This window comes from Ruegeria sp. YTSC004 (genome assembly GCF_059609805.1).
The window spans coordinates 477,035-499,167 of record NZ_JBXWMJ010000002.1; the positions used below are offsets into that span (position 1 = coordinate 477,035).

At 57.0% G+C, this 22,133-nt stretch carries 22 protein-coding genes; 6 read left to right on the plus strand and 16 right to left on the minus strand.

Annotation, left to right across the window (positions count from 1 at the left end):
• Positions 1 to 3: 3 nt before the first annotated feature.
• The 9 genes from AC2FFP_RS06035 to AC2FFP_RS06075 all read right to left on the minus strand — a co-directional run bounded on the left by AC2FFP_RS06035 (position 4) and on the right by AC2FFP_RS06075 (position 8,876).
• Positions 4 to 819, minus strand: a complete 816-nt coding sequence (locus AC2FFP_RS06035) for an ABC transporter substrate-binding protein (RefSeq protein WP_496766695.1) — start codon at positions 817 to 819, stop codon at positions 4 to 6.
• A 20-nt stretch (positions 820 to 839) separates the two neighbouring features.
• Positions 840 to 1,574, minus strand: a complete 735-nt coding sequence (locus tag AC2FFP_RS06040; protein ID WP_496766697.1) for an ATP-binding cassette domain-containing protein — start codon at positions 1,572 to 1,574, stop codon at positions 840 to 842.
• Positions 1,567 to 2,280, minus strand: a complete 714-nt coding sequence (locus tag AC2FFP_RS06045; protein WP_496766699.1) for an ABC transporter permease — start codon at positions 2,278 to 2,280, stop codon at positions 1,567 to 1,569. Before AC2FFP_RS06045 ends, AC2FFP_RS06040 begins: the two co-directional genes overlap by 8 nt.
• Before the next feature lie 153 nt (positions 2,281 to 2,433).
• Positions 2,434 to 3,423 carry an ABC transporter substrate-binding protein gene (locus AC2FFP_RS06050; RefSeq protein ID WP_058274243.1) on the minus strand — a complete coding sequence of 330 codons (990 nt, stop codon included), beginning with the start codon at positions 3,421 to 3,423 and terminating at the stop codon, positions 2,434 to 2,436.
• Positions 3,424 to 3,479: 56 nt separating this feature from the next.
• The gene (locus AC2FFP_RS06055; RefSeq protein ID WP_496766702.1) at positions 3,480 to 4,325 is read right to left on the minus strand and encodes an ABC transporter permease; all 846 of its coding nucleotides are present in this window, start codon (positions 4,323 to 4,325) and stop codon (positions 3,480 to 3,482) included.
• Positions 4,322 to 5,254: an ABC transporter permease gene (locus AC2FFP_RS06060; RefSeq protein WP_496766705.1), complete on the minus strand. Its 933-nt coding sequence runs from the start codon at positions 5,252 to 5,254 to the stop codon at positions 4,322 to 4,324. The genes AC2FFP_RS06055 and AC2FFP_RS06060 overlap by 4 nt, the downstream gene beginning before the upstream one ends.
• On the minus strand, positions 5,247 to 6,041 hold the full coding sequence (locus tag AC2FFP_RS06065) for an ABC transporter ATP-binding protein (protein WP_496766707.1): 795 nt from the start codon (positions 6,039 to 6,041) through the stop codon (positions 5,247 to 5,249). Before AC2FFP_RS06065 ends, AC2FFP_RS06060 begins: the two co-directional genes overlap by 8 nt.
• A gap of 55 nt (positions 6,042 to 6,096) precedes the next feature.
• On the minus strand, positions 6,097 to 7,551 hold the full coding sequence (gene hydA / locus AC2FFP_RS06070; protein ID WP_496880810.1) for a dihydropyrimidinase: 1,455 nt from the start codon (positions 7,549 to 7,551) through the stop codon (positions 6,097 to 6,099).
• 74 nt (positions 7,552 to 7,625) lie between these two features.
• Positions 7,626 to 8,876, minus strand: a complete 1,251-nt coding sequence (locus AC2FFP_RS06075) for a Zn-dependent hydrolase (RefSeq protein WP_496766711.1) — start codon at positions 8,874 to 8,876, stop codon at positions 7,626 to 7,628.
• Positions 8,877 to 9,047: 171 nt separating this feature from the next.
• Here AC2FFP_RS06075 and AC2FFP_RS06080 point away from each other — a divergent pair, with 171 nt between their 5' ends.
• Positions 9,048 to 9,656: a TetR family transcriptional regulator C-terminal domain-containing protein gene (locus AC2FFP_RS06080; protein ID WP_496738714.1), complete on the plus strand. Its 609-nt coding sequence runs from the start codon at positions 9,048 to 9,050 to the stop codon at positions 9,654 to 9,656.
• A gap of 30 nt (positions 9,657 to 9,686) precedes the next feature.
• Here AC2FFP_RS06080 and AC2FFP_RS06085 read toward each other — a convergent pair whose 3' ends face one another.
• From AC2FFP_RS06085 to AC2FFP_RS06095, 3 genes are all read right to left on the minus strand, one after another.
• Positions 9,687 to 11,144, minus strand: coding sequence for an NAD-dependent succinate-semialdehyde dehydrogenase (locus AC2FFP_RS06085; RefSeq protein WP_496880811.1), 1,458 nt, complete (start codon positions 11,142 to 11,144; stop codon positions 9,687 to 9,689).
• A 76-nt stretch (positions 11,145 to 11,220) separates the two neighbouring features.
• Positions 11,221 to 12,165 (minus strand): LysR substrate-binding domain-containing protein, encoded by a 945-nt coding sequence (locus AC2FFP_RS06090; protein WP_496843977.1) that lies wholly within the window; start codon positions 12,163 to 12,165, stop codon positions 11,221 to 11,223.
• A gap of 2 nt (positions 12,166 to 12,167) precedes the next feature.
• Positions 12,168 to 12,941 carry an aspartate dehydrogenase gene (locus AC2FFP_RS06095; RefSeq protein WP_496880812.1) on the minus strand — a complete coding sequence of 258 codons (774 nt, stop codon included), beginning with the start codon at positions 12,939 to 12,941 and terminating at the stop codon, positions 12,168 to 12,170.
• Between the two features lie 145 nt (positions 12,942 to 13,086).
• Between AC2FFP_RS06095 and AC2FFP_RS06100 the strand changes: the two genes are divergently transcribed.
• The 5 genes from AC2FFP_RS06100 to AC2FFP_RS06120 all read left to right on the plus strand — a co-directional run bounded on the left by AC2FFP_RS06100 (position 13,087) and on the right by AC2FFP_RS06120 (position 17,530).
• On the plus strand, positions 13,087 to 14,040 hold the full coding sequence (locus AC2FFP_RS06100; protein WP_496766722.1) for a dihydrodipicolinate synthase family protein: 954 nt from the start codon (positions 13,087 to 13,089) through the stop codon (positions 14,038 to 14,040).
• A 95-nt stretch (positions 14,041 to 14,135) separates the two neighbouring features.
• Positions 14,136 to 14,678, plus strand: coding sequence for a 3-hydroxyanthranilate 3,4-dioxygenase (locus tag AC2FFP_RS06105; RefSeq protein ID WP_058273852.1), 543 nt, complete (start codon positions 14,136 to 14,138; stop codon positions 14,676 to 14,678).
• 24 nt (positions 14,679 to 14,702) lie between these two features.
• Positions 14,703 to 15,677 carry a TRAP transporter substrate-binding protein gene (locus tag AC2FFP_RS06110; RefSeq protein ID WP_496738719.1) on the plus strand — a complete coding sequence of 325 codons (975 nt, stop codon included), beginning with the start codon at positions 14,703 to 14,705 and terminating at the stop codon, positions 15,675 to 15,677.
• Between the two features lie 63 nt (positions 15,678 to 15,740).
• A complete protein-coding gene (locus tag AC2FFP_RS06115; RefSeq protein WP_496738720.1) occupies positions 15,741 to 16,274 on the plus strand; it encodes a TRAP transporter small permease in 534 nt (177 codons plus the stop codon).
• Positions 16,271 to 17,530, plus strand: coding sequence for a TRAP transporter large permease (locus AC2FFP_RS06120; RefSeq protein ID WP_496843979.1), 1,260 nt, complete (start codon positions 16,271 to 16,273; stop codon positions 17,528 to 17,530). The genes AC2FFP_RS06115 and AC2FFP_RS06120 overlap by 4 nt, the downstream gene beginning before the upstream one ends.
• Positions 17,531 to 17,661: 131 nt before the next feature.
• Here AC2FFP_RS06120 and preA read toward each other — a convergent pair whose 3' ends face one another.
• The 4 genes from preA to AC2FFP_RS06140 all read right to left on the minus strand — a co-directional run bounded on the left by preA (position 17,662) and on the right by AC2FFP_RS06140 (position 21,994).
• Complete coding sequence (gene preA / locus AC2FFP_RS06125) at positions 17,662 to 18,966, minus strand: NAD-dependent dihydropyrimidine dehydrogenase subunit PreA (protein ID WP_496880813.1); 1,305 nt, start codon at positions 18,964 to 18,966, stop codon at positions 17,662 to 17,664.
• A gap of 18 nt (positions 18,967 to 18,984) precedes the next feature.
• On the minus strand, positions 18,985 to 19,821 hold the full coding sequence (locus tag AC2FFP_RS06130; RefSeq protein ID WP_496880814.1) for a methyltransferase domain-containing protein: 837 nt from the start codon (positions 19,819 to 19,821) through the stop codon (positions 18,985 to 18,987).
• A 46-nt stretch (positions 19,822 to 19,867) separates the two neighbouring features.
• A complete protein-coding gene (locus AC2FFP_RS06135) occupies positions 19,868 to 21,202 on the minus strand; it encodes an NAD(P)-dependent oxidoreductase (protein ID WP_496766734.1) in 1,335 nt (444 codons plus the stop codon).
• 159 nt (positions 21,203 to 21,361) lie between these two features.
• Positions 21,362 to 21,994, minus strand: a complete 633-nt coding sequence (locus tag AC2FFP_RS06140; protein WP_496719995.1) for a cupin domain-containing protein — start codon at positions 21,992 to 21,994, stop codon at positions 21,362 to 21,364.
• Positions 21,995 to 22,133 lie beyond the last annotated feature (139 nt).

Here is a 22,133-nt window from a genome sequence, read left to right on the forward strand (position 1 = left end):
CTCTTATTTCGCGTTCGGAAAAAACAGCTGCTGACCATTCAACTCAAAGGCCTCGATGGCTGCCTGCCCGTCCGGCCCGATCAACCAGTCGATGAACCGTTGGCCAGCCGCCGCCCGTACCCCCGCATGTTTTTCAGGGTTCACCAGAATGACGCCGTATTGGTTGAACAAGCGCGGATCACCTTCGACCAGCAGCTCAAGGTTTCCACGGTTGCCGAAGGATTCCCACGTCGCACGATCCGTCAGGGTATAAGCATCCATGCCACTGGCCACGTTCAACGTCGCGCCCATGCCTGAACCGGTTTCCCTGTACCACGTACCCGATTCCGCAGCTGGATCTACTTCGGCGTCGTTCCAGTGGCGCATTTCGGCCTTATGCGTTCCGCTGTCGTCCCCGCGTGACGCAAAGGGAACTTCGGCCTCAGATACCGCGGTCAAAGCGGCCACGATATCCGATCCGCCCTTCACCTTGGCCGGGTCTGATTTCGGACCGACAAGAACGAAGTCATTATACATCACGTCAAATCGTTCAACGCCCCAGCCGTCTTCGACAAACTGCTCTTCGTCCGCCTTTGCATGGACCAACAGAACGTCACCATCCCCATTGATTGCGTTACGGATCGCCTGCCCGGTGCCCACAGCAACAACGCGCACGTCGATCCCGGTTTCCGCCTCGAACCATGGAAGGACGTAATCCAACAGTCCCGAATTTTGGGTCGAGGTCGTTGATTGCACCACGATAAATGGTTCTTCGGCCATGGCCGGACCTGAAAACAAGCCAAGTGAAACCAATGCTGCCCGAATGAAATTCCGGATCATTCTAAACTCCAGATTTTTTGTTATGTCACCAATCCGCCTGCAAGATACCTGCGCGAGGCATCACTTTTGGGATCGTCCAATACCTGACGCGCATCGCCATGTTCAACCACATGACCGCCCTGCATCATGACGACATCCGATGCCAGCCGGCGCGCCTGACCGATGTCATGGGTCACCATGACAATGCGCACCCCCCCTTCTGATGCCCGCAGGATCATGCGTTCAATCACCTGAGTGGCGCTGGGGTCCAGCGCGCTGGTCGGTTCGTCTAGAAACAAGGTATCCGGGTCCAGCGCCAGCGCGCGCAGGATGGCCAGCCGCTGCGCCTCACCTCCCGACAGCGATCTGGCCGATTGCCGGGCTTTGCCTTCCAGCCCGCCTTGGGCCAGCAAATCAGCAATACGCGTCTTGCGAGCAACGCGCTGCAGGCCCTGCCGTTTCAGGACAAAATCCAGATTGGCTGCAACGGACCGGCGCAGCAAGACGGGTTGCTGAAACACCATCGCCTGCCGGGCCTTGTGATCAGCATTCAAAGGAACTCCATCTTGCTCCACGTACCCTTTGTCCGGCGCAATCAGCCCATGCAGGCACCGCAGCAACAGGCTTTTGCCCGCGCCGTTCGGTCCAAGGATTAAGGTCGGCCCCGGCCCGCTCAATGTCAGGTGCGGAACGTCCAGCAATGCGGTGCCATTACGCGCAATCTGCAATCCATTAACGGTGATGCGCCGCGCCATTTCCGAGACCAGATCACGCATGGCGCAACCCCTCTCTCTCAGCCCGCAGGCTGAGCGTGCTGACCATGGCGTTCACCGCTATGGCAATACCGATCAGGATCGCGCCGAGCGCCAGGGCCAGCGCAAGATTTCCCTTGGACGTTTCCAACGCGATGGTCGTCGTCATCACCCGTGTCACGTGGTTGATGTTGCCGCCAACGATTATGACCGCCCCAACTTCGGCAATGGCGCGACCAAATCCGGCCAGCAACGCCGTGACCAGCGCCAACCGCGCATCCCACAGAAGTACTGGCACAGACGCCAGCCGCGACACGCCCAAGGATCGGAGCTGTTCCGAGTATTCCTCGGCCAGCATCTCGACCACCTGCCGCGTCAACGCAGCGACGATGGGCGTCACCAAAACAACCTGCGCGATGATCATCGCGGTCGGTGTGTAGAGCAGTTCAAGGACGCCCAAAGGCCCGGATCGCGACAACATCAGATAAACCAGCAGGCCTACGACAACCGGCGGGAACCCCATCAGCGCGTTCATAAGAATGATCAAAACCCGCCGCCCCGGAAAGCGTACAACAGCCAGCGCAGCGCCAACAGGCATGCCAATAAGTGCAGAAATCAGGACGGCAAAAATGGAAACTTTCAGGGAAAGCAGCACAATCGCCCAAAGCTCTGGATCCCCATTCAGGATCAGAGTGAACGCCGTATTGAATTCCGCTGCAAATCCCTGCATTTTATTCGGACTATCGCCAGTTTCGTATGAAATGCGCTGTTATTCATAGAATTCTACGCCATTTCGATCTCAAGTACAGACACATTTCCGACATAAGAAACAGGAAACGCGGCCCCGATTGGGACCGCGCCTTTTCAGTCAGTGCGAAGCGGATCAGTTCAGAGCCGCATCCGTGATCTGGTGCGTCCAAGCGCCGTCTGGCTGCTTGGTGATCACAGGATCGGAACCGCCCGCCAGCAGCGTGGCAACGGTGCGCTCAAAATCGGCAGGGTCCAGCGAACCGTTCGAACCTGAGGTCAGCTTCGCGATCTCGCCCATCATGCGTTTCTGGTGCTCTTCGGTCTGGGCGCCGGTCTCATCGTTTTCCAGCACGATATCGGCTGCCTCATCCGGGTGTTCTTCGGCGTATTTCCAACCCTTCATCGAGGCGCGAACGAAGCGTTCCATCTTGTCGACAAACGCCGCATCCCCAAGGTTCTCTTCCAGAACATACAGGCCGTCCTCCAATGTCGCGACGCCCTGATCTTCGTATTTGAAGGTCACCAGCTCATCCGGGTTGACGCCGGAATCGATGACTTGCCAGTATTCGTTGTAGGTCATGGTGCTGATGCAATCGGCCTGACGCTGCAGCAACGGATCGACGTTGAAGCCTTGCTTCAGAACCTCGACACCGCTTTCGCTTTTGCCACCCGTGTCGATGCCCAGTTGGCTCATCCAGCTCATGAACGGGAATTCGTTGCCAAAGAACCAAACGCCCAGCGTGCGGTTCTTAAGGTCTTCGGGTGCCGCGATCCCGGCATCTTTCCAGCAAGTCAGCATCATACCCGAGCTTTTGAATGGCTGCGCGATATTGACCAGAGGCAAACCCTTTTCGCGTGCAGCCAGCGCGGCGGGCATCCATTCGACGGTCACGTCAGCGCCGCCACCTGCGATCACCTGCGTCGGTGCAATGTCTGGTCCACCAGGCAAAATAGTGACGTCCAGCCCCTCTTCCTCGTAGAACCCCTTGTCCTTGGCAACATAGTAGCCCGCGAACTGAGCCTGCGTGACCCACTTCAGTTGCAATGTCACCTCATCCGCAGCGAAAGCCGAACTGGCGGCCAGACTAAAGGCGGCTATCGCCCCGCTGAGTAGCTTATTCATCTTCATATCTCCTAGTTGCTGTTGGTGCCCCTTTTGGGGTCTGTTGAATTATCGTTTTATCCACGTTGCGACGGGTGCCAGAAGGTCACCGCCTTTTCGATCATTGCGACAAGACCATAAAATGCGGTCCCGGCCAAAGCGGCCACCACAATCTCGGCCCAGACCATATCCAGCGACAATTGCCCCACGCTGGTGGATATCCGAAAGCCCATGCCTAGCGTGGGCGAGCCAAAGAACTCTGCCACGATAGCGCCGATCAATGCCAGGGTGGTAGAAATCTTTAAGCCGTTGAAGATAAAGGGCATCGCGGCAGGTAACCTTAGCTTGAGGAAGCTCTGCCAATACGTCGCCGCATAGGTCTCCATCAGGTCACGCTGCATGGCCGTGGCCTCGCGCAACCCGGCCACTGTGTTGACCAACATGGGAAAGAACACCATCACCACAACGACGGCGGCCTTGGAATGCCAGTCGAATCCGAACCACATCACAAGAATGGGCGCGGTCCCGACAATTGGCAGCGCTGCGACAAAGTTCCCAACGGGCAGCAACCCAAGTCGCAGGAATTCCCAGCGATCCACAGCGATTGCCATCAGGAATGCAGCGCCACAGCCTATCAGATAGCCGCTGAGCGCCCCCTTGATGATGGTCTGCACAAAGTCGGCCCAAAGGATCGAAAGGCTGTCGGCAAATCGCACCGCAATGACGGACGGCGCTGGCAGAATGACCAAGGGAACGTCGAGCCCCCGGACCACCAGCTCCCACATAGCGATGATGGTCAGACCGAAAATCATCGGGGCCAAAAACCGAACTGCGCGGCTGTCAGCCTGAGGTCCGCTGGCGAGACGGCTGTTCAACCACCACCCAAAAAGCCACAGGAAGATTGCAAAGAAAACCAGGATCATTGCGACATCCCCATCCGCTTTAGCACCGAGCGTTCAAGAACCCCAAGCAACCCGACCAGACAGGCCGCCAGAATGGCCGCTGCAAACAAGGCTGACCAGATTTGAACCGTCTGGCCGTAGTAGCTGCCTGCCAGCAACCGCGCGCCTAGTCCGGCGACGGCACCCGTCGGCAACTCACCCACAATGGCCCCGACCAGCGACGCTGCGATACCGATCTTCAATGAGGTAAACAGATACGGCATCGAGGCCGGCAAACGCAGTTTCCAAAACCCCTGAGACCGGCTGGCATTATAGGTGCGCAGCAGGTCAAGTTGCATTGCATCGGGACTGCGCAGCCCCTTCACCATACCGACAACGACAGGAAAAAAGCTCAGATAGGCCGAGATAATTGCTTTGGGGATGATCCCCTGAATGCCGATCGAATACAGCACCACGATGATCATCGGTGCCAGAGCGATGATGGGAATGGTTTGGCTGACGATGGCCCAGGGCATGACAGACAGGTCCATCACGCGGCTATGCACAATCCCCACGGCCAGCAGAATGCCCAACCCCGTGCCAATCGCAAAGCCCAGCATAGTGGCACTGAGTGTAACCCAGGCATGATAGATCAATGATCTTTTCGAGGTGATTTTCTTCTCGACTGTCGTTTCCCACAACTCTTCAGCCACCTGATGCGGTGCGGGCAAGCGTGGTCGGTCTTGGTCCCAAGTCTCATCGATGGCGTAAGGATTGTCGAATACCAGCTCAAACTCGCTCATGTCGCGCCGATCAACCGCCTTGGGCGGATCAACCGCCTCCCCTGCGCGTTCAAATTCCGTCAGAACACCCTTGATGTTCATTGGCACGCTGGCGGCATACCAGAACAGGATAATAACGCCCACGACAGTAAGGACAGCCCAGACAGCTCTGATCCCTGCACTAGTCATCTGTATGCCCCGCCCGCAGGCCCTCACGCACGCGATGAGCGACTTCTATGAACTCAGGCGTGTCGCGAATATCCAACGGCCGCTCTTTCGGCAGAGGGCTGTCGATCACATCCGTAATCCGACCCGGGCGCGGGCTCATCACGACGATCTTGGTGCTGAGATAGACCGCCTCGGGGATTGAGTGCGTGACGAAACCGATGGTCTTTTCCGTCCGCGCCCACAGCGCCAGAAGCTGTTCATTCAGATGATCACGCACGATCTCATCCAGCGCCCCAAAGGGTTCGTCCATTAGCAGGATATCGGCGTCAAACGCCAAGGCGCGCGCGATACTGGCCCGCTGCTGCATTCCTCCGGACAACTGCCAGGGAAACTTGCCTCCAAATCCTTCAAGATCAACTAGTTCCAGAACGTTTCTCACACGTTCATCTTGCTCAGCGGCCGAATACCCCATGATCTCAAGTGGTAGCTTGATGTTCTTAGCGATTGTGCGCCAAGGATACAGACCCGCCGCCTGAAACACGTACCCATAAGCCCGGTCCCGCCGCGCTTCGTCCGGGGTCATGCCATTGACAGTCAGGGTTCCACCCGTTGGGGTTTCCAATGCCGCGATACAGCGCAAAAAGGTAGTTTTGCCGCAGCCCGAGGGGCCAATAAAACTGACGAATTCGCCCTTGCCGACAGTCAGGTTGACGTCTTTCAACGCGTGAATCGGTCCGTCATTGGTTTGGAAGGTCAGATCCAGCTGCCTTGCCTCGATCACAGGCTGGGTAGTGCTTTCAGTATTCATTCCATAGCCTTGAAAAGATTTGATTTTGGGCCGCCACAAAGGCGACCCACACGCGTCATACGCCCGTCGCGGGGATGCCCGACCGCTCGATCGGTCGAGGCGCGGTCAGCTCTTTCCAGGTGCTCAACGCCTTGTTCACATGGCCATTAGGTTCGCGTGCGACAAAATCACCGTGACCTTCCTGCGTGCGAATCTCGCCGTCATGCACAGCCACATGCCCCCTCGTCAGGGTAAAGCGCGGCAGGCCTTTGACCTCTTTCCCCTCAAACACGTTGTAATCAATCGAGGATTGCTGGGTGTCCGCGCTGATCGTCTTTGATTTCTTAGGGTCCCACACAACGATATCCGCATCTGCCCCAACAAGGATCGCGCCCTTTTTGGGATAGCAGTTCATTATCTTGGCGATGTTTGTTGACGTCACCGCGACGAATTCATTCATCGTCAGACGGCCTGTATTCACCCCATAGGTCCACAGCATAGGCATCCGGTCTTCCAATCCGCCCGTGCCGTTCGGGATTTTGGTAAAGTCGCCAACACCGTACCGCTTTTGCTCGGTCGTAAAGGCGCAATGGTCTGTCGCTACAACGCTCAGCGTGCCCGAGTGTAGACCGTTCCACAGGCTGTCCTGGTGCTGCTTATTCCGGAACGGAGGGCTCATGACCCTCCGTGCGGCGTGATCCCAATCTTGATGGAAGTACTCGCTTTCATCCAATGTCAGGTGCTGGATCAAAGGTTCGCCCCAAACGCGCTTGCCCTGCATTTTGGCCCGGCGGATCGCTTCATGCGCATCCTCGCAGGACGTATGCACCACATAAAGCGGCACGCCCGCCATATCGGCGATCATGATCGCACGGTTGGTCGCCTCACCTTCAACCTGCGGCGGGCGGGAATAGGCATGCGCCTCGGGGCCGTTGTTCCCCTCGGCCAGCAGCTTAGCGCTGAGTTCAGCCACCACATCGCCATTCTCGGCATGCACCATCGCTATACCGCCCAGTTCGGACAGGCGCTTGAACGAGGCGAACAACTCATCGTCATTCACCATCAACGCGCCCTTGTAGGCCATGAAGTGCTTAAACGTGTTGATCCCCCGCGTCTCGATCACCGTCTTGATGTCATCGAACACCTGCTCCCCCCACCATGTCACGGCCATGTGGAAGGAATAGTCACAGTTTGCACGGGTGGATTTGTTGTCCCATCGCTTCAGCGCGTCCAACAGGCTTTCGCCCGGGTTGGGCAGTGCGAAATCGACGACCATCGTGGTGCCGCCCGCCAAAGCGGCCCGCGTTCCACTTTCGAAATCGTCACTGGAATAAGTGCCCATGAAGGGCATCTCAAGATGTGTATGCGGATCGATCCCGCCGGGCATGACGTAGCAGCCCGTGGCGTCCAGTTCCTTGTCGCCCTTCAAACCCAGACCGATTTCAGTGATAACACCGTCCTCGACTTTGACATCTGCTTTGTAGGACAGATCGGCGGTAACGACGGTCCCGTTCTTGATCACAGTAGACATGTTTTTCTCCCTGCGGGCGCTTTGCGCCTCATGTTGTTTTGATGTGAGAACCCGGCGGTCAGGCCGATTCCCTTTTATTCAACGATTTCTGCAGTTTCGACGACGGCGTGAAGCAAGACATCCGCACCTGCCGCGGCCCATTCCTTGCTGATCTCTTCGGCTTCGTTGTGACTCAATCCGTCAACGCACGGGCACATGACCATCGCAGTCGGCGCCACGCGGTTGATCCAGCAGGCATCATGCCCTGCTCCCGAGATGATATCGGTATGCGAGTATCCCAGCCGCTCTGCCGCATCGCGAACCGCTGCAACGCAGCCATCGTCAAATTTCACCGGATCAAACCCGCCAACCTTTTCAAATTCGATCTGCAGGCCCATCTCATCGACAATGTCCTCAGCTGCCACGCGCAGACGGTTTTCCATATCAGTAATGACATCCAGCTCGGGCGAACGGAAATCGACCGTGAACACAGCCTTGCCGGGGATCACGTTACGAGAGTTTGGATAAACATCGATGTGTCCAGCTGCGCCAACAGCGTGAGGTGCGTGGGACCACGCTATCTCGTCTACCTTCTCTAGAATGCGCGCCATCGCCAGCCCAGCGTTCTTGCGCATTGGCATCGGAGTCGAGCCGGTATGAGCGTCCTTGCCGGTCACGGTGACTTGGGTCCAGCTCAGGCCCTGCCCGTGTGTCACAACACCGATATCCTTGTCCTCGGCTTCAAGGATTGGGCCTTGTTCGATATGCAACTCAAAGAAGGCATGCATCTTCCGAGCACCGACTTCCTCGTCGCCCCGCCAACCAATACGCTGCAATTCATCCCCGAACTTCTTGCCCTCGGCATCTTCACGGTCATAGGCCCAGTCCTGCGTGTGCATTCCTGCAAACACGCCCGAAGACAGCATTGCCGGTGCGTACCGAGTGCCCTCTTCATTGGTCCAATTGGTCGCGATGATTGGATGCTTCGTCTTGATCCCCAGATCGTTGAGCGTACGAATGATCTCCAGCCCACCAAGCACCCCGAGAACACCATCATACTTGCCACCGGTTGGCTGCGTATCCAGGTGCGAGCCGACATAGACGGGCAGCGCCTCGGGGTCGCTTCCTTCACGGCGAGCAAACATGTTGCCCATCTGGTCCAACCCCATGATGCAGCCAGCATCCTCGCACCAACTCTGGAACAAAGCGCGCCCTTCTGCGTCTTCATCCGTCAGGGTCTGGCGGTTGTTGCCGCCCGCAACACCGGGGCCGATCTTGGCCATTTCCATCAGGCTGTCCCAAAGTCTGTCGCCATTGATCCTGAGGTTTTGCGCCGGAGCTGCCATCTTGTTCTTCCCTGTTGCTTGCGATTTGGCTCGCTTTTGGTGTCTTGATTTGACCATCTGGTCAAACTCACGCTATCACGGGTTCGACATCAGTCAAGAAATTGCATGGTGCCGCCGGAAAATTCGGCATATTTGGTGCCCGCTTGGCGGAAAAAGAGACAGTCAGGAAACATGCCCAAAGACCGCGCCCCGACCCGAATTCAGAAAAAGAACCGCGCCGCGATTCTCGAGGCCGCGCTGAACGTGTTTTCGGCGCATGGTTTCCGTGGGGCGACCGTCGATCAAATCGCCACCGAGGCCGGGCTGAGCAAGCCGAACCTGTTGTATTATTTCCCGTCGAAAGAGGCGATCCACACAGCCCTGCTGTCAGGCCTGCTGGAGGTCTGGCTTGCCCCACTGCATGATCTGGACGCGGATGGCGATCCGATGGAAGAAATCCTCGCCTATATCCGCCGCAAGCTGGAAATGAGCCGAGATCTGCCGCGCGAAAGCCGCTTATTTGCAAACGAGCTGGTTCAAGGCGCTCCGCGCATCCACGAATCTCTGTCGCACGACCTAAAATCTCTGGTGGATGAGAAGACGGCAATACTCACACAGTGGATGGATCAGGGCAAAATCGCGCGCCTGCACCCCCATCACCTGATTTTTTCAATCTGGGCGCTGACACAGCATTACGCCGACTTCGACGTTCAGGTCCGTGCCATTCTGGGTGACGAAGATCCCTTTGAGGGGGCCGAACCGTTTATCGACACGCTGTATCGGAAACTTCTTACGCCATAGAAGAACCGCTTTTTTCGGCGGTCCCTATTCTCAGGTAATATTGGCGGAATGCCACACATTCTTGACAACCATGTAGTTGTCCAGCCCCTCGGTGCCGCCTTCGCGACCATAACCGCTGGATTTCACCCCACCAAAGGGGGTTTCGGGCATGGAAGCCTCCAGCGTGTTGATCGACAGGTTACCAACCTCAACCTCATCAATCAATCGATCAATATAGTCTGCGCGATTTGTAAATGCATAACCGGCCAGCCCATAGGGCACTGAGTTTGCCTTGCCGATTGCGTCATCCAGTGAGGACACTGGATTGATCACAGCCACCGGACCAAAAGGTTCCTCCTGCATGATCCGGGCGTTGTCGGGCACGTTCAGCAGGACGGTGGGCTGAAAAAAATATCCTTTGTCGCCATGTTTGGCGCCACCCGTGGCAACCGTCGCACCCTTTTCACGGGCGTCTTCCACCAATTCGGTCAGTGCAGGCGCCCGCCGGTCATTTGCCAGAGGCCCCATTTCCACATTTTGGTCCATTCCGTTTCCGACAACAGTTGCTGCAGCGCGTTCAACAAAAGCTTTGGCGTAATCTTCAAAGATGCTTTCATGCACAAAGAACCTTGTGGGCGATGTGCACACCTGCCCGGCATTGCGCATTTTTCGAACTGCGCTTGAGGTCCCGGCCACTTTCACATCTGTGTCTTCGCAGACAATTACTGGCGCGTGGCCACCAAGTTCCATCAGCACCGAAGTCATATGTTCTGAGGCCAAGGTAGTCAGATGCCGCCCTACAGCGGTTGAGCCGGTGAAAGCCACAAGCCTTACAGGATCCTGCGGGATGAGGTGGTCTGAGATTTCTTCCGGCTCTCCGAACACCAGGTTCAGGACGCCCGCAGGAAGACCGGCATCTTCAAAGGCTTTTGCAATATGTATTGCCCCGGCGGGTGTTTCTTCTGCCGCCTTCAGTATGATCGAGCAGCCCGAAGCCAGTGCTCCGGCAATTTTTCGTGCTGGTTGGCTCATCGGGAAGTTCCAGGGTGAAAAGGCCGCGACGACACCGATAGGCTGGTGATGAACGGAAAACTTGTGTCCCGGAGCCGCAGGGATGACCCGCCCATAGGTCCGCATCGCCTCGCCCGCGTCCCATTCAAAGAACTCGGCCCCTCGGATCACTTCGAGACGGGCCTGTTTCAGTGGTTTGCCATGTTCCAGAGTGATGGCCTGGGCAATTTCTTCCTGACGCTCACGCATCAGCGCGGCGGCTCGCAAGATCGTGTCAGAACGGTCGCGCGGCGAGGTGCGGCTCCATAGTCGGAAACCTTTGACGGCCGCATCCAGGGCGTCATCCAGATCCTGCTTTGACGCGCAGGGAAGACGCCCGATTTCGCCCTCGGTCGCTGGATTCACGACCGGTATGTCCCGTTTGGCTGTGCGCCATTTGCCTGCAATAAACAGCTTAAGCTCAGGATACATGAAACCGGTGCCTCCGACTTTGACCATTTCAAATCACGCAATGACTGGCATTACTTCAAGTGAATTGGGTGAATACTGATATCAATTTGACGAATACCTGACCTCACTTTTGTTTCACCGCCTGATGCAGCGCTGCCTTAAATGCACGACCAGCGGGGGAAAGATCATCATCCGCCCGGAATGAGACACCAATCGGCCCCTGCCCAAATGTGACATCCCAGTCCAGCGGCGACAGGTAGCCGTGGGCGATGTCCTGCGACACGACCTCGGCCGGCATAAGCCCGATCAGATCGCGCGACTGCAGCAAAGCGCGATTGGTCAGGTAGGACACGGATTCGATCGTCACGGGCGGAACGTATTGCTGCTGGCCAACAAAGAAATGATCCAGCTGACGCCGCAATGTGGTTTCCAGCGGCGGGACGATCCAGCCAAAGGGTTTGGTCTGAGCGAAGGAAACATCCGGGCGACCCGCAAGAGGATGCTGATTGCCGACAATCGCCAAAATGCGGTCTTCAAACAGCTTTTCCTGCCTGATCTTGTCACGGTGCCTATGAGAGGGAAGCCGCCCGACTACCATGTCGATTTCGCCCGAAAGCAACCTCGGCATTAGGACTTCGTTCGTGCCCTCGTTGATCTTGATCGCCACATTCGGGCGGTCAGCCAAAAGGATTTCAATGGCGGCCGGCAGCAGGCTGGTTGAGGCCGCCAACAAAGTGCCCACCACCACGCGGCCTGCATTGCCTTCGTTCAGGTCATCCAGTTCCTGCGCAGCGTTCGAGACCTGGGCAAAGATTAGCTTGCCGTGACGTATCAAAGTTTCTCCGAACACGGTCGGAATCACACCCCGATTGGTCCGGCTAAACAGCTTGACCTCAAAATCCAGTTCCAGATCCTGAATCATCTTGGTTGCTGCGGGTTGAGAAATACCCAGCTCGCGTGCTGCGTTCTGGATGTTGCCATGCGCACCCACAGCAACCAGCAGGCGCAGTTGGCGCAGTTTCAGCCGGGTCAGGGCGCGATCGACGATGCGTGAGTGACGTCCCACCATGGTCAGATCACAATTGGGTCCAGAAGCTGCTCGAGCTTTGCCACCACACTCATCGCGGCCAAGGCCGAGCTGCGTGGATTGTCCGGCAGGGACTTGCCGCTGATCTGGAAATGAAACCGCCCGAATTCGCCTTGGGCCTCGATCTCGTGAGTGTTGCCGTTGGCTGAAGGGTCCGCAATCAGTTGAACCTGCGTGTCGTCGAACCCTAGCCCAGCCAAAGCGACTGCCGCCGCCACGTTTGCATTTTTGGGATAATTCAACGCGGCCTCACGAGCGGTGCCATTGAAATGCGTTTCCGGCTTGGTGAGATTTGCGAGGTCTAACTTGTCCTCAGCGATTGAACCTTTCCAGCCCTGCGGTGGCTTGCGCCCGACATAGATAACCTTGTCCAACTTGCCGGTCGCAGCCGCACCAAGACAATCCAGCGCACCGATGGCGCCACTGGCCAGGTGCAGCTTGCCCCCCCCGCCGCGAGCAGAGGACTCCAGTGCATCCGCGACCTGCCGGTCTGCCAATGCGCCGATGGATACGGTGACCATATCAATTCCACGGGACAAAACCTGAGGACCGTACTCCGCCAACGCGTGATGGCCCGCGCAGTCGATCACCAGATCTGCTCTGGAAGTGAGATCTTTTACAGAGCTCACAAATAAATCCGGATCCTGCGAAACGCTGCTTGCGCGAACCAGAACCGCATGAACCTGATGCCCTCGCGCCTGAATCGCATCCAAGACATGCTGCGCGATCGCGCCTTTTCCAATCAATCCAATCTTCATGCGGCAAACTTAACCCAGAGCCAAAGATTCCTAAATTGATATTCTATGGATATTCTAATTTCTGATATCCAATTCCCAGCTTTCGCATTGGATCAGAAGAGATGATCGGGCTTTCATAGCAGCATAACCAGAAGGTCCGCCTGATATGAATTACTCTAAACACGATGCAAAAGCCTATGCGCGCGCGCACATGACCGGTATCTGGGCGGCGGCCCTGAACCCGTTCAACGATGATTTGTCACTGAATGAGGCAGGCCTGAGGTCAAACATTCGTCACTGGATCGACGATCTGGATATTCAGGGCCTGTTCGTTGCGGGGAAACAGGGCGAGTTTTTTTCGATGAGCCTTGATGAGCGCAAGCGCAACTTTGAAATTGCGGTCGATGAATGCGCGGGCAAGGCCGGTGTGATCGTCTCGGTCTCGGACCAGAACATGGACACCGCGCTGGAACTGGCCCGTCATGCGCAGGATTGCGGAGCTGATTACATAGTTCTGCACGCGCCTGTCCTGAGCTTCGTTCAGGATCGTGGCGAAGTTCTCTACCAGTACTACAAACGGTTCTGCGATGAACTGGACATCGGGATCGCGATGTGGAGCCACCCTGACAGCGGCTACCTGATGCAGCCCGAGGAGTGCGCGCGAATTGCAGAGCTGCCCAATATCGTGGCGATCAAATACTCAGTCCCACGTGAGATGTATGTGAAACTGACCCATATGGTTGGAGACAAAATCCATGTCTCAACCTCGGCCGAACATGAATGGTTGGACAATATTCTGGAGCTTGATTGGAAATTGTACCTATGCTCGTCCCCGCCCTATCAGATCCAGTCCAAGAACGATCAGCGCATGAACGAATACACGCGGCTGGCGTTTGCCGGCAAAGCAGATGAGGCGCGCAAGGTGTTTGACAGCCTGAACCCGGTTCGGGACGCGATGAAGCGAACCAAACCTGCAGGCAAACCCACCGCTTTTGGAAAATACTGGCAAGAGCTGCTGGGACAGGTCGGAGGGCGTGTGCGACCCCCAATGCTGGAACTGACCGAGGCGGAAAAAGAGATCATCCGCAAAGGGTTCGCGGAAAGCGGCCTGAAGCCATAGCCACATCGATATAAGCAAATCGGATATCTAGATGCGGATAATTTCTTTGCGGTTATGAAAAAACCGGCCAAACTTCTACTAACAGGGAGTGGGACATGTCGAAGTTAAGTGCATTCAACTTTCAGAAATGGATCGACGAACACCGTCACCTGCTGAAACCGCCGGTCGGCAATCAACAGGTCTGGGAGGACGCAGACCTGATGGTCACCGTTGTTGGCGGGCCGAACAAACGGACAGATTACCACGACGACCCTGTCGAAGAGTTCTTCTATCAGCTGGAAGGCGACATGGTGCTGAAGCTGTATGACGGAGAGGAATTCTATGACGTTCCGATCCGCGAAGGTGAGATCTTCTTGCTGCCGCCGCATGTGCGCCATTCACCACAAAGACCGCAGGAAGGCTCAATCGGATTGGTGATCGAACCCAAACGGCAAACAGGCGAGCTGGACGCGATCGAATGGTATTGCTTTGAATGCGGCACCCGCGTTCATCGGGCCGAGATGCAATTGCAGTCTATCGTCAAGGACTTGCCGCCGGTCTACGAAAAATTCTATTCATCAGAAGAAGACAGAACATGCCCGAACTGCCAGACCGTGCATCCGGGAAAAGAGCCGCCAGAGGGCTGGGTCACACTCTGAGATGAACAAACAACAGGGAAGAACATGAAACATTTTGCTAAGATCGCCGCTTCGGCTGCAGCGCTTGCTGTGACATCGCTAGCTGCCCATGCAGATGAATTCCGTCTGGGCCTGATCACGCCACCTCCGCATATCTGGACCAAGGCGGCCGAGTCCTTTGGGGCCGAGCTGAACGAAGCCAGCGGTGGTGCCCATACCGTATCTGTATTCCCTGCCCGTCAGTTGGGCAACGAGGCAGAGATGCTGCAACAATTGCAAACCGGCGCGCTGGACATGGCATTCATGACCGTGGCCGAAGTGTCGAACCGCGCACCTGAGCTGGGTGCGTTTTATGCGCCGTATCTCGCGGATGATATCGGCCACGCGGGGCGCATCCTGCGTTCGGATGCCGCAAAATCGATGCTGGAACCCCTGCCTGGTCAGGTTGGCGTTGTAGGCCTAGGTTACGGTATGGCCGGGCTGCGCCAGATCGTCAGCCGGGGCGATGTGTCTTCGGCAGAGGATCTGTCGGGCCTGAAACTGCGGATCACGCCGTTCACGCCTATCCTCGATTTCTACAACGCGGTCGGAGCTGCCCCGACGCCGATGCCGCTGCCTGCGGTCTATGACGCGCTGGCCAATGGGCAGGTCGATGCCATTGATATGGATGCTGAACTGATCTGGGTGCTAAAATACTACGATCACGCCGACACGATCGTTCAATCCGACCACATGATGTTCCCGATGGTCGGGCTGGTCTCGGCCAAAGTCTGGGCGGGACTGTCCGAAGAAGACCGCGCAATGATCGGTGAATTGATGGCAAAACACGTCGACAGCACCATCGACGCCTACGTTGCCAACGAAGCGAAGTGGCTGGAACAGATCGAGGGAACCGGCAAGGCCTACAAGAAAGTCGATGCCTCATTCTTTGGCGACGCTATTGAGGAGTGGAACGGCATCTGGTCTGAAAAAACCTCGTCCCTTGACGCGCTGCGGGAGACTGCGGCAGAAACCAAATAAAGTTGAACGTTTCAAGGAAAGGGCGCAGGTCAATCCTGCGCCCTTTTCCATAGGGGATCGGCGATGTTATACCGGCTGTCTGCAGCGTGGGCGTGGGTTGAGTTATGGTGTGCTGCAGCACTGGCCGTTTGCGTCACCCTATTGATCTTGTTGAATGTCGTGACGCGCACTGCGGGTAACGCCTTGTTCTGGGTGGATGAACTGGCAATCTATGCCATGGTGTGGATGACATTCCTTGGCGCATCCGCGGCGTTACATCACCGCAATTCGGTCTCGATCACGATCCTTGTGGATCTGGTTCCGCCTCAAGCCCGGGCAATCATCCAAAAAGCGGTCGATGTCGTTGTCTTCATTTTTGCAATCGCGATGCTGTGGGTCTGCTGGCGCTGGTTTCTGCCTTTGGACATCGCCCGCACTGGGTTCGACGCAATGGCTTTTCAGGGCAACACGTTCAACTTCATTTATGCTGAGCCGACCTCGACACTCGGGCTGCCAAAATTCCTGTTTTGGTTCGTGATGTGGCTATTTGCCTTGGGGGCCACGCTGCATTCAACAATGCATCTTGTAGCGCGACCTGAACGAGGGTTGCGGGCATGAGTCCTATTGTCTTTCTGGCGACCCTGCTTTTGTCGGTCCCCGTCGCCATCGTACTGGCGATCACCGCGATCTGGTACATCTGGGAAAGTGGGAACACGGTTCTTTATGACAGTTTCGCCCAGAAGATGTTTGGCGGGCTGGAAAACTACGGCCTGCTGGCTATCCCGCTCTTCATGCTGACCGGAGAATTGATGAATGAAGGCGGCATGACACGCCGCCTGGTCGCCTTGGCGCGCGTTTTCGTGGGCGGGTTTCGGGGTGGGCTGGCCTATATCAACCTGCTGGCGAATATGTTCATGGCCGCCATCATCGGCTCGGCCACTGCGCAGATCGCCGTTATGTCGCGCGCCATGGTCCCCGCGATGGAAGAAGAAGGATACAGCAAGGGCTTCGCCGCTGCCACAACAGCCGCCGGTGGCCTGTTGGCGCCGGTCATCCCGCCGTCGATGATGTTTGTTATTTTCGGCGTTCTGGCACAGATACCAATCGGCGACATGTTCATAGCCGGGATCATTCCCGGATTGCTTTTGGCCGGAGCTTTTGCACTGGTAATCACGTTAATTGGATGTGTTCAGCAATTCCCCAAGGGAGTCTGGATGTCCCGCAAAGATGCCGTACAAGCCCTGATCGCCGCCCTGCCCGCCATGCTGATCCCGGTTTCGATCATCGGCGGCATTTTGTTTGGCATTGCAACGCCAACGGAATCCGCCGCCATCGCTTCGCTAATCGCATTTCTGGTCGGGTGGCTGATTTACGGAGATCTGAAGCCGCAGAATCTGGGCGAGATGTTCAAACGAACAGCCGCAAATGCGTCGATGATCCTGTTCATGATCGCCGCGGCCAGCGTATTTGGCTGGGTCATCATCTACGAGGAAATACCGCAGCAGCTCGCCGGGTTGATCACATCCATCACATCCAACCCGTTCATGTTTCTGCTGATCGTAAATGCCGCCCTGCTGTTGGTAGGGATGGTGATCGACGGGATCGCCGCCATCATCCTGATCACCCCTATTTTGTTACCGATTGCCACTGGATCCTACGACATCAGCCCCTACCAGTTCGGAGTTGTTGTATGCCTGAACCTTGTTCTTGGCCTGCTTACGCCACCCGTCGGGATCGGCCTCTATATCACCTCATCCATGAGCGGCACGACCCCCGGAGCAATTCTGAAATCGCTTTGGCCGTTCCTGATTGCAGTGGCCGCTGTGTTAATACTGCTCAGCTATGCGCCGATCTTGTCGACCTACCTGATCTAGCGAAACGAGATGAAGCTGCGGGTCTTTGGAGACACTGTTCAGTTGGGGCAATAACCGCCATCCACGTGGTCAACAGCACAATTAGTAAGGGGCCCACGCTTTGGGGCCCCTTCTTGTTTTTAGCAACCAAATTACTCGGCAGCTTTGGCCATCGGGTTGTTTGGATGGGTCGTCCAATTCGCATATTCCGGCTGAACTTCCTGCCCTGTACGCGGATCAACCTCGCCCGCGGCCATTGGCACCATTGAGATACATCCATCCACTGGGCACACGTCTACGCACAAGTTACAGGCGACGCATTCGTCATCCATGACCTCGAATACCCGATCATCGGACATGGAAATCGCCTGGTGGCTGGTGTCTTCGCACGCGGCATAGCAGCGACCGCATTTGATGCACTGGTCCTGATCGATCTTGGCCTTGGCCACGTAGTTTAGGTTCAGATACTGCCAGTCAGTCACGTTCGGAACGGCACGACCGACAAACTCGGACACGTTTGTGTACCCTTTTTCGTCCATCCACTTGGACAGACCTGCAGTCAGTTCGTCGATGATCTTAAAGCCGTAAGTCATAGCTGCAGTACACACCTGGACGTTTCCACAGCCCAGAGACATGAACTCTGCCGCATCGCGCCATGTGGTCACGCCGCCAATGCCGGAAATCGGCAAGCCATGGGTGGCTTCGGCGCGGGCGATCTCGGATACCATCGACAGGGCAATTGGCTTGACCGCCGGGCCACAATACCCACCGTGGCTGCCCTTGCCATTAATCGATGGTTCCGGGCTGAACGTGTCCAAATCAACGCTGGTGATCGAATTGATCGTGTTGATCAGTGACACCGCATCCGCGCCACCGTTTTTCGCCGCCTCGGCAGGCTTGCGAACATCAGTGATGTTTGGCGTCAGCTTCACGATCACGGGCCGGTCATAGTATTTCTTGCACCAGCGGGTGACCATCTCGATATATTCCGGCACCTGCCCTACGGCTGCGCCCATGCCACGCTCGCTCATCCCGTGCGGGCAGCCAAAGTTCAGCTCGATCCCGTCCGCGCCGGTTTCTTCGACACGCGGCAGGATTGCTTTCCAGGCCTCTTCCTCGCAGGGCACCATGATCGACGCGATCAGCGCGCGATCTGGATAGTCCGCCTTAACCCGGGCCATTTCTTCAAGGTTCACCTCAAGCGGGCGGTCGGTGATCAGTTCGATGTTGTTGAGACCCAACAGGCGGCGATCCGCGCCATAGATCGCGCCGTAGCGCGGCCCGTTCACGTTTACGACCGGCGGCCCCTCGGACCCGAGCGTTTTCCAGACGACACCGCCCCACCCGGCCTCGAATGCGCGGCGCACATTGTATTCCTTGTCTGTCGGCGGCGCCGAGGCGAGCCAGTAAGGATTGGGGCTGGAAATGCCCAGAAAGTTTGTTGTCAGATCGGCCATGGCTTCTCCCTTCCCGGCTCAGCCGGTTTTCTTGAATATCATTTCGGTCGGACGAATGCGCCCGGCCTTGAGGTTCGTGACGTAGTTTTGAAACTTTTCAGGCGCCGTCTCGCCCATCATCAGGTGGATGCCCAAGGGCGGCGGGCCGCTTTCGGCGATGCGCGCAAACACCTCTTCGAAAAAGCTCAGCGCGAAGTCGGTCCGGTCCGTCTCGGTGACCAATTCGAAGCCCGCCGCTGCGGCGGCGTCTTTGTAAACCTCTGGCGCATCAACAAAAGATGTCTCGGCGACAATCGACCATGGCAAAGGATAGGCCAGTGGCTCGGCAACTTCCCCACCCATCACATCAAACAGGGCAAAGGTCCCATCCCAGGCCAGCGCGCGCGACACTTCCGTGAAAAGGCCAGCCTTGTTTTCGATGTTCATCCCGACATGCATCATGACAGCAAGATCGAAGCCTGCATCCGGCACAGGCATGTCCAGTGCGCTGCCCACCAGAAAACTCGTCTTTTCGGAATGACCGACAATCTGACTCAAAGCCGTGGCCGTTTCGACAAACTCCGGTGTCAGGTCGACCCCGGTCACCGTTGAGTCATAACGATCCACGATGTACCGCGACGTCCCACCGATGCCGCAGCCAACATCCAGCACACGGGTCGCGTGGGTCGGTGACAATTGCGCAAACAGGTTGTCTGTCGCCAGAACGCCGCCGGTGTGGAACTCATCCCCCGCCTTCAGATCGGCCACAGTGGCCGCGTCCGGGTCAATCCCACTGGCCTCAAGCGCCGCGCGAACGCGGTCAGTCAAGGCTCCGGTGGTATAGTGTAGGGCAACGGCTTGTTCGATCTGGGACATGGGAATACCTCAGCAGCGAAAGGAATGGGGTGAATACCCCACCCTATCACGAAACCAGAGTTGCGTGGATGTCCATCGCGGCATCACGGCCCTCGGCCACTGCGGTCACGGTCAGGTCTTCGCCTCCCGCCGCACAGTCGCCCCCAGCCCAGACACCCGCCATCGAGGTACGCCCGGCACCAGACACAGCAATCTTGTTGCCGTCGAGCTTCAGCCCTTCCGGCGCGCCGTCCAGCTTTTGGCCAATGGCCTTGAGGACCTGATCTGCAGGCAAGCGGATCATTTCCCCGGTGCCCGAAAGCTGACCGTCGTGGCTGGCAGTATACTCCAACTCGATCTCGACCGCGGCCCCGTTTCCATGGATGGCCACAGGTTGCACATTGGTCATGATCTTGACGCCGTGCGAGGCTGCGAGGTCCTGTTCGTACCGGCTGGCCCCCATTGCGTCGCGTCCACGGCGATAGGCAATGGTGACATGTTCGGCACCCAACAGTTTCGACTTCACCGCAGCGTCCACTGCAGTCATGCCGCCGCCGATGACGACCACGTTGCGACCCACGGGCAAATCAACCAGATCAGAGGCCTGACGCACGTCCGAAATGAAATCCACTGCAAAGCGAACACCATCTTTTTCCACCCCGTCGGCGCGCAAGGCATTCACCCCGGCAAGACCAATAGACAGAAACACTGCATCATAGTTCTCGGCTAGCCCTTTCAGCGAGATCCCCTCGCCCAGAACTGAACCGGTCTCAATCGAGATTCCGCCGATTTTCAGCAGCCAGTCGACTTCGGCCTGAGCAAAATCGTTGGTCGATTTATACGCTGCGATCCCGTATTCGTTCAGCCCACCCGGTTTGGGGCGGCTTTCGTGGATCACCACGTCATGCCCAAACATGGCCAGCCGGTGCGCACAGGCCAAACCCGCAGGCCCTGCCCCGATTACGGCAACCGTTTTGCCGGTTGGTGCGGCCCGTTGGAACGGATGACTCCCGCCAACCATCACACTGTCCGTCGCGTAACGCTGCAGCCTTCCGATTTCGACCGGTGAACCTTCGGCGGTTTCACGCACGCAGACTTCTTCGCACAGCGTTTCAGTCGGGCAAACGCGGGCGCACATGCCGCCCAGAATGTTCTGCGCCAAAATGGTCTCACCCGCCGCTTCGGGCTGACCAGCCTGAATCTGGCGCATGAACAGCGGAATGTCGATGTCTGTCGGACAGGCTGTGACGCATGGTGCGTCGTAACAAAAATAGCACCGATCCGCTGCCACGGCGGCCTCATGGGGGGCCAGTGGCGGATGCAAATCCGTGAAATTCGAGGTCAGCTCATCGCTGGACAGCCGCCCGGAGACAATGCCGGGGGCAATCTGGCCCTGTGCCATCACTCTACTCCCTGTAGATATGTTTGTTGTGGCCTCAGCTTGCCACAAAGTAATTTTTTATCAAATGGTAAAATTTGCCAAATGGTCAAAAAATGAAAAAACCGGACCAATCGACCCGGTTTTCCTTTGTTTCTGCCTGTTTTTCTTGCAGCGAACGTATCAGACCATCTGAGCCAAATGCCCTGTTTTCGTCCAAACACGCGCTCCCGAAGCACCCGCCACGGCGGTAGATCGCGCGCCCGGAGGCAACCTCAGCCAGTCCCAGGTCGTGAAATCCTCGTCAGATTCCCTCAGCGAGCCTTCGATCACAAACAGCTCCATTCCGTGCGACGCGTCCAGATCCAACGCCTCGCCCGCCGCAAGATTGAACACGCGGACATCCTCATGCGCGTCTTTGAACAGTTGAGTATTCCCCTGACCATTGATCGAGCGGCGTACCTCTGTCCGATCATCCGGGTCAAACTGATGCAGCTTCACCAAGATCGTCGCCCCCTCTTTAGCCGAAGGTGTGTGCGACGAGGTCGGAGGGTTTCTCACATAACTGCCGACCGGGAAATCTCCGGTTTCGTCCTGAAAAACGCCGTCCAGAACCAAGTATTCTTCTCCCCCGTCATGGGTGTGGGCCGAAAATGCGCTGCCCGGAGCGAAACGGACGATTGTCGTTGCGCGGGCAACCTCCTCGCCGATGCGATCCAGCATCTTGCGTTCGACACCGGCGGCGGGTGACGCGATCCATTCATTCTGGTCGAAATGAACTGCAACACGTTTGGTGAAATCTGCGTTGATCCTCATGGGGGCACTCCTGAACGGGGACGTGTCCCTAACATGGGATTGCGCCGACATTTTTCAAATTGCACGCATCGCATCTGGTTTTGACGGGCGCGCCTGCATACTGTACGTCCGACAAGAAACCCGAGCAGCGCCGGACCAC

Coding starts and splice junctions, on each gene's coding strand:
- AC2FFP_RS06060 (WP_496766705.1), bottom strand. CDS start 5,254: ATGACTAGTGCAGGGATCAGAGCTGTCTGGGCTGTCCTTACTGTCGTG.
- AC2FFP_RS06045 (WP_496766699.1), bottom strand. CDS start 2,280: ATGCAGGGATTTGCAGCGGAATTCAATACGGCGTTCACTCTGATCCTG.
- AC2FFP_RS06105 (WP_058273852.1), top strand. CDS start 14,136: ATGTCGAAGTTAAGTGCATTCAACTTTCAGAAATGGATCGACGAACAC.
- AC2FFP_RS06095 (WP_496880812.1), bottom strand. CDS start 12,941: ATGAAGATTGGATTGATTGGAAAAGGCGCGATCGCGCAGCATGTCTTG.
- AC2FFP_RS06090 (WP_496843977.1), bottom strand. CDS start 12,165: ATGGTGGGACGTCACTCACGCATCGTCGATCGCGCCCTGACCCGGCTG.
- AC2FFP_RS06065 (WP_496766707.1), bottom strand. CDS start 6,041: ATGAATACTGAAAGCACTACCCAGCCTGTGATCGAGGCAAGGCAGCTG.
- AC2FFP_RS06130 (WP_496880814.1), bottom strand. CDS start 19,821: ATGTCCCAGATCGAACAAGCCGTTGCCCTACACTATACCACCGGAGCC.
- AC2FFP_RS06080 (WP_496738714.1), top strand. CDS start 9,048: ATGCCCAAAGACCGCGCCCCGACCCGAATTCAGAAAAAGAACCGCGCC.
- AC2FFP_RS06050 (WP_058274243.1), bottom strand. CDS start 3,423: ATGAATAAGCTACTCAGCGGGGCGATAGCCGCCTTTAGTCTGGCCGCC.
- preA (WP_496880813.1), bottom strand. CDS start 18,966: ATGGCCGATCTGACAACAAACTTTCTGGGCATTTCCAGCCCCAATCCT.
- AC2FFP_RS06085 (WP_496880811.1), bottom strand. CDS start 11,144: ATGGTCAAAGTCGGAGGCACCGGTTTCATGTATCCTGAGCTTAAGCTG.
- AC2FFP_RS06055 (WP_496766702.1), bottom strand. CDS start 4,325: ATGATCCTGGTTTTCTTTGCAATCTTCCTGTGGCTTTTTGGGTGGTGG.
- AC2FFP_RS06120 (WP_496843979.1), top strand. CDS start 16,271: ATGAGTCCTATTGTCTTTCTGGCGACCCTGCTTTTGTCGGTCCCCGTC.
- hydA (WP_496880810.1), bottom strand. CDS start 7,551: ATGTCTACTGTGATCAAGAACGGGACCGTCGTTACCGCCGATCTGTCC.
- AC2FFP_RS06115 (WP_496738720.1), top strand. CDS start 15,741: ATGTTATACCGGCTGTCTGCAGCGTGGGCGTGGGTTGAGTTATGGTGT.
- AC2FFP_RS06135 (WP_496766734.1), bottom strand. CDS start 21,202: ATGGCACAGGGCCAGATTGCCCCCGGCATTGTCTCCGGGCGGCTGTCC.
- AC2FFP_RS06075 (WP_496766711.1), bottom strand. CDS start 8,876: ATGGCAGCTCCGGCGCAAAACCTCAGGATCAATGGCGACAGACTTTGG.
- AC2FFP_RS06140 (WP_496719995.1), bottom strand. CDS start 21,994: ATGAGGATCAACGCAGATTTCACCAAACGTGTTGCAGTTCATTTCGAC.
- AC2FFP_RS06110 (WP_496738719.1), top strand. CDS start 14,703: ATGAAACATTTTGCTAAGATCGCCGCTTCGGCTGCAGCGCTTGCTGTG.
- AC2FFP_RS06040 (WP_496766697.1), bottom strand. CDS start 1,574: ATGCGTGATCTGGTCTCGGAAATGGCGCGGCGCATCACCGTTAATGGA.
- AC2FFP_RS06100 (WP_496766722.1), top strand. CDS start 13,087: ATGAATTACTCTAAACACGATGCAAAAGCCTATGCGCGCGCGCACATG.
- AC2FFP_RS06035 (WP_496766695.1), bottom strand. CDS start 819: ATGATCCGGAATTTCATTCGGGCAGCATTGGTTTCACTTGGCTTGTTT.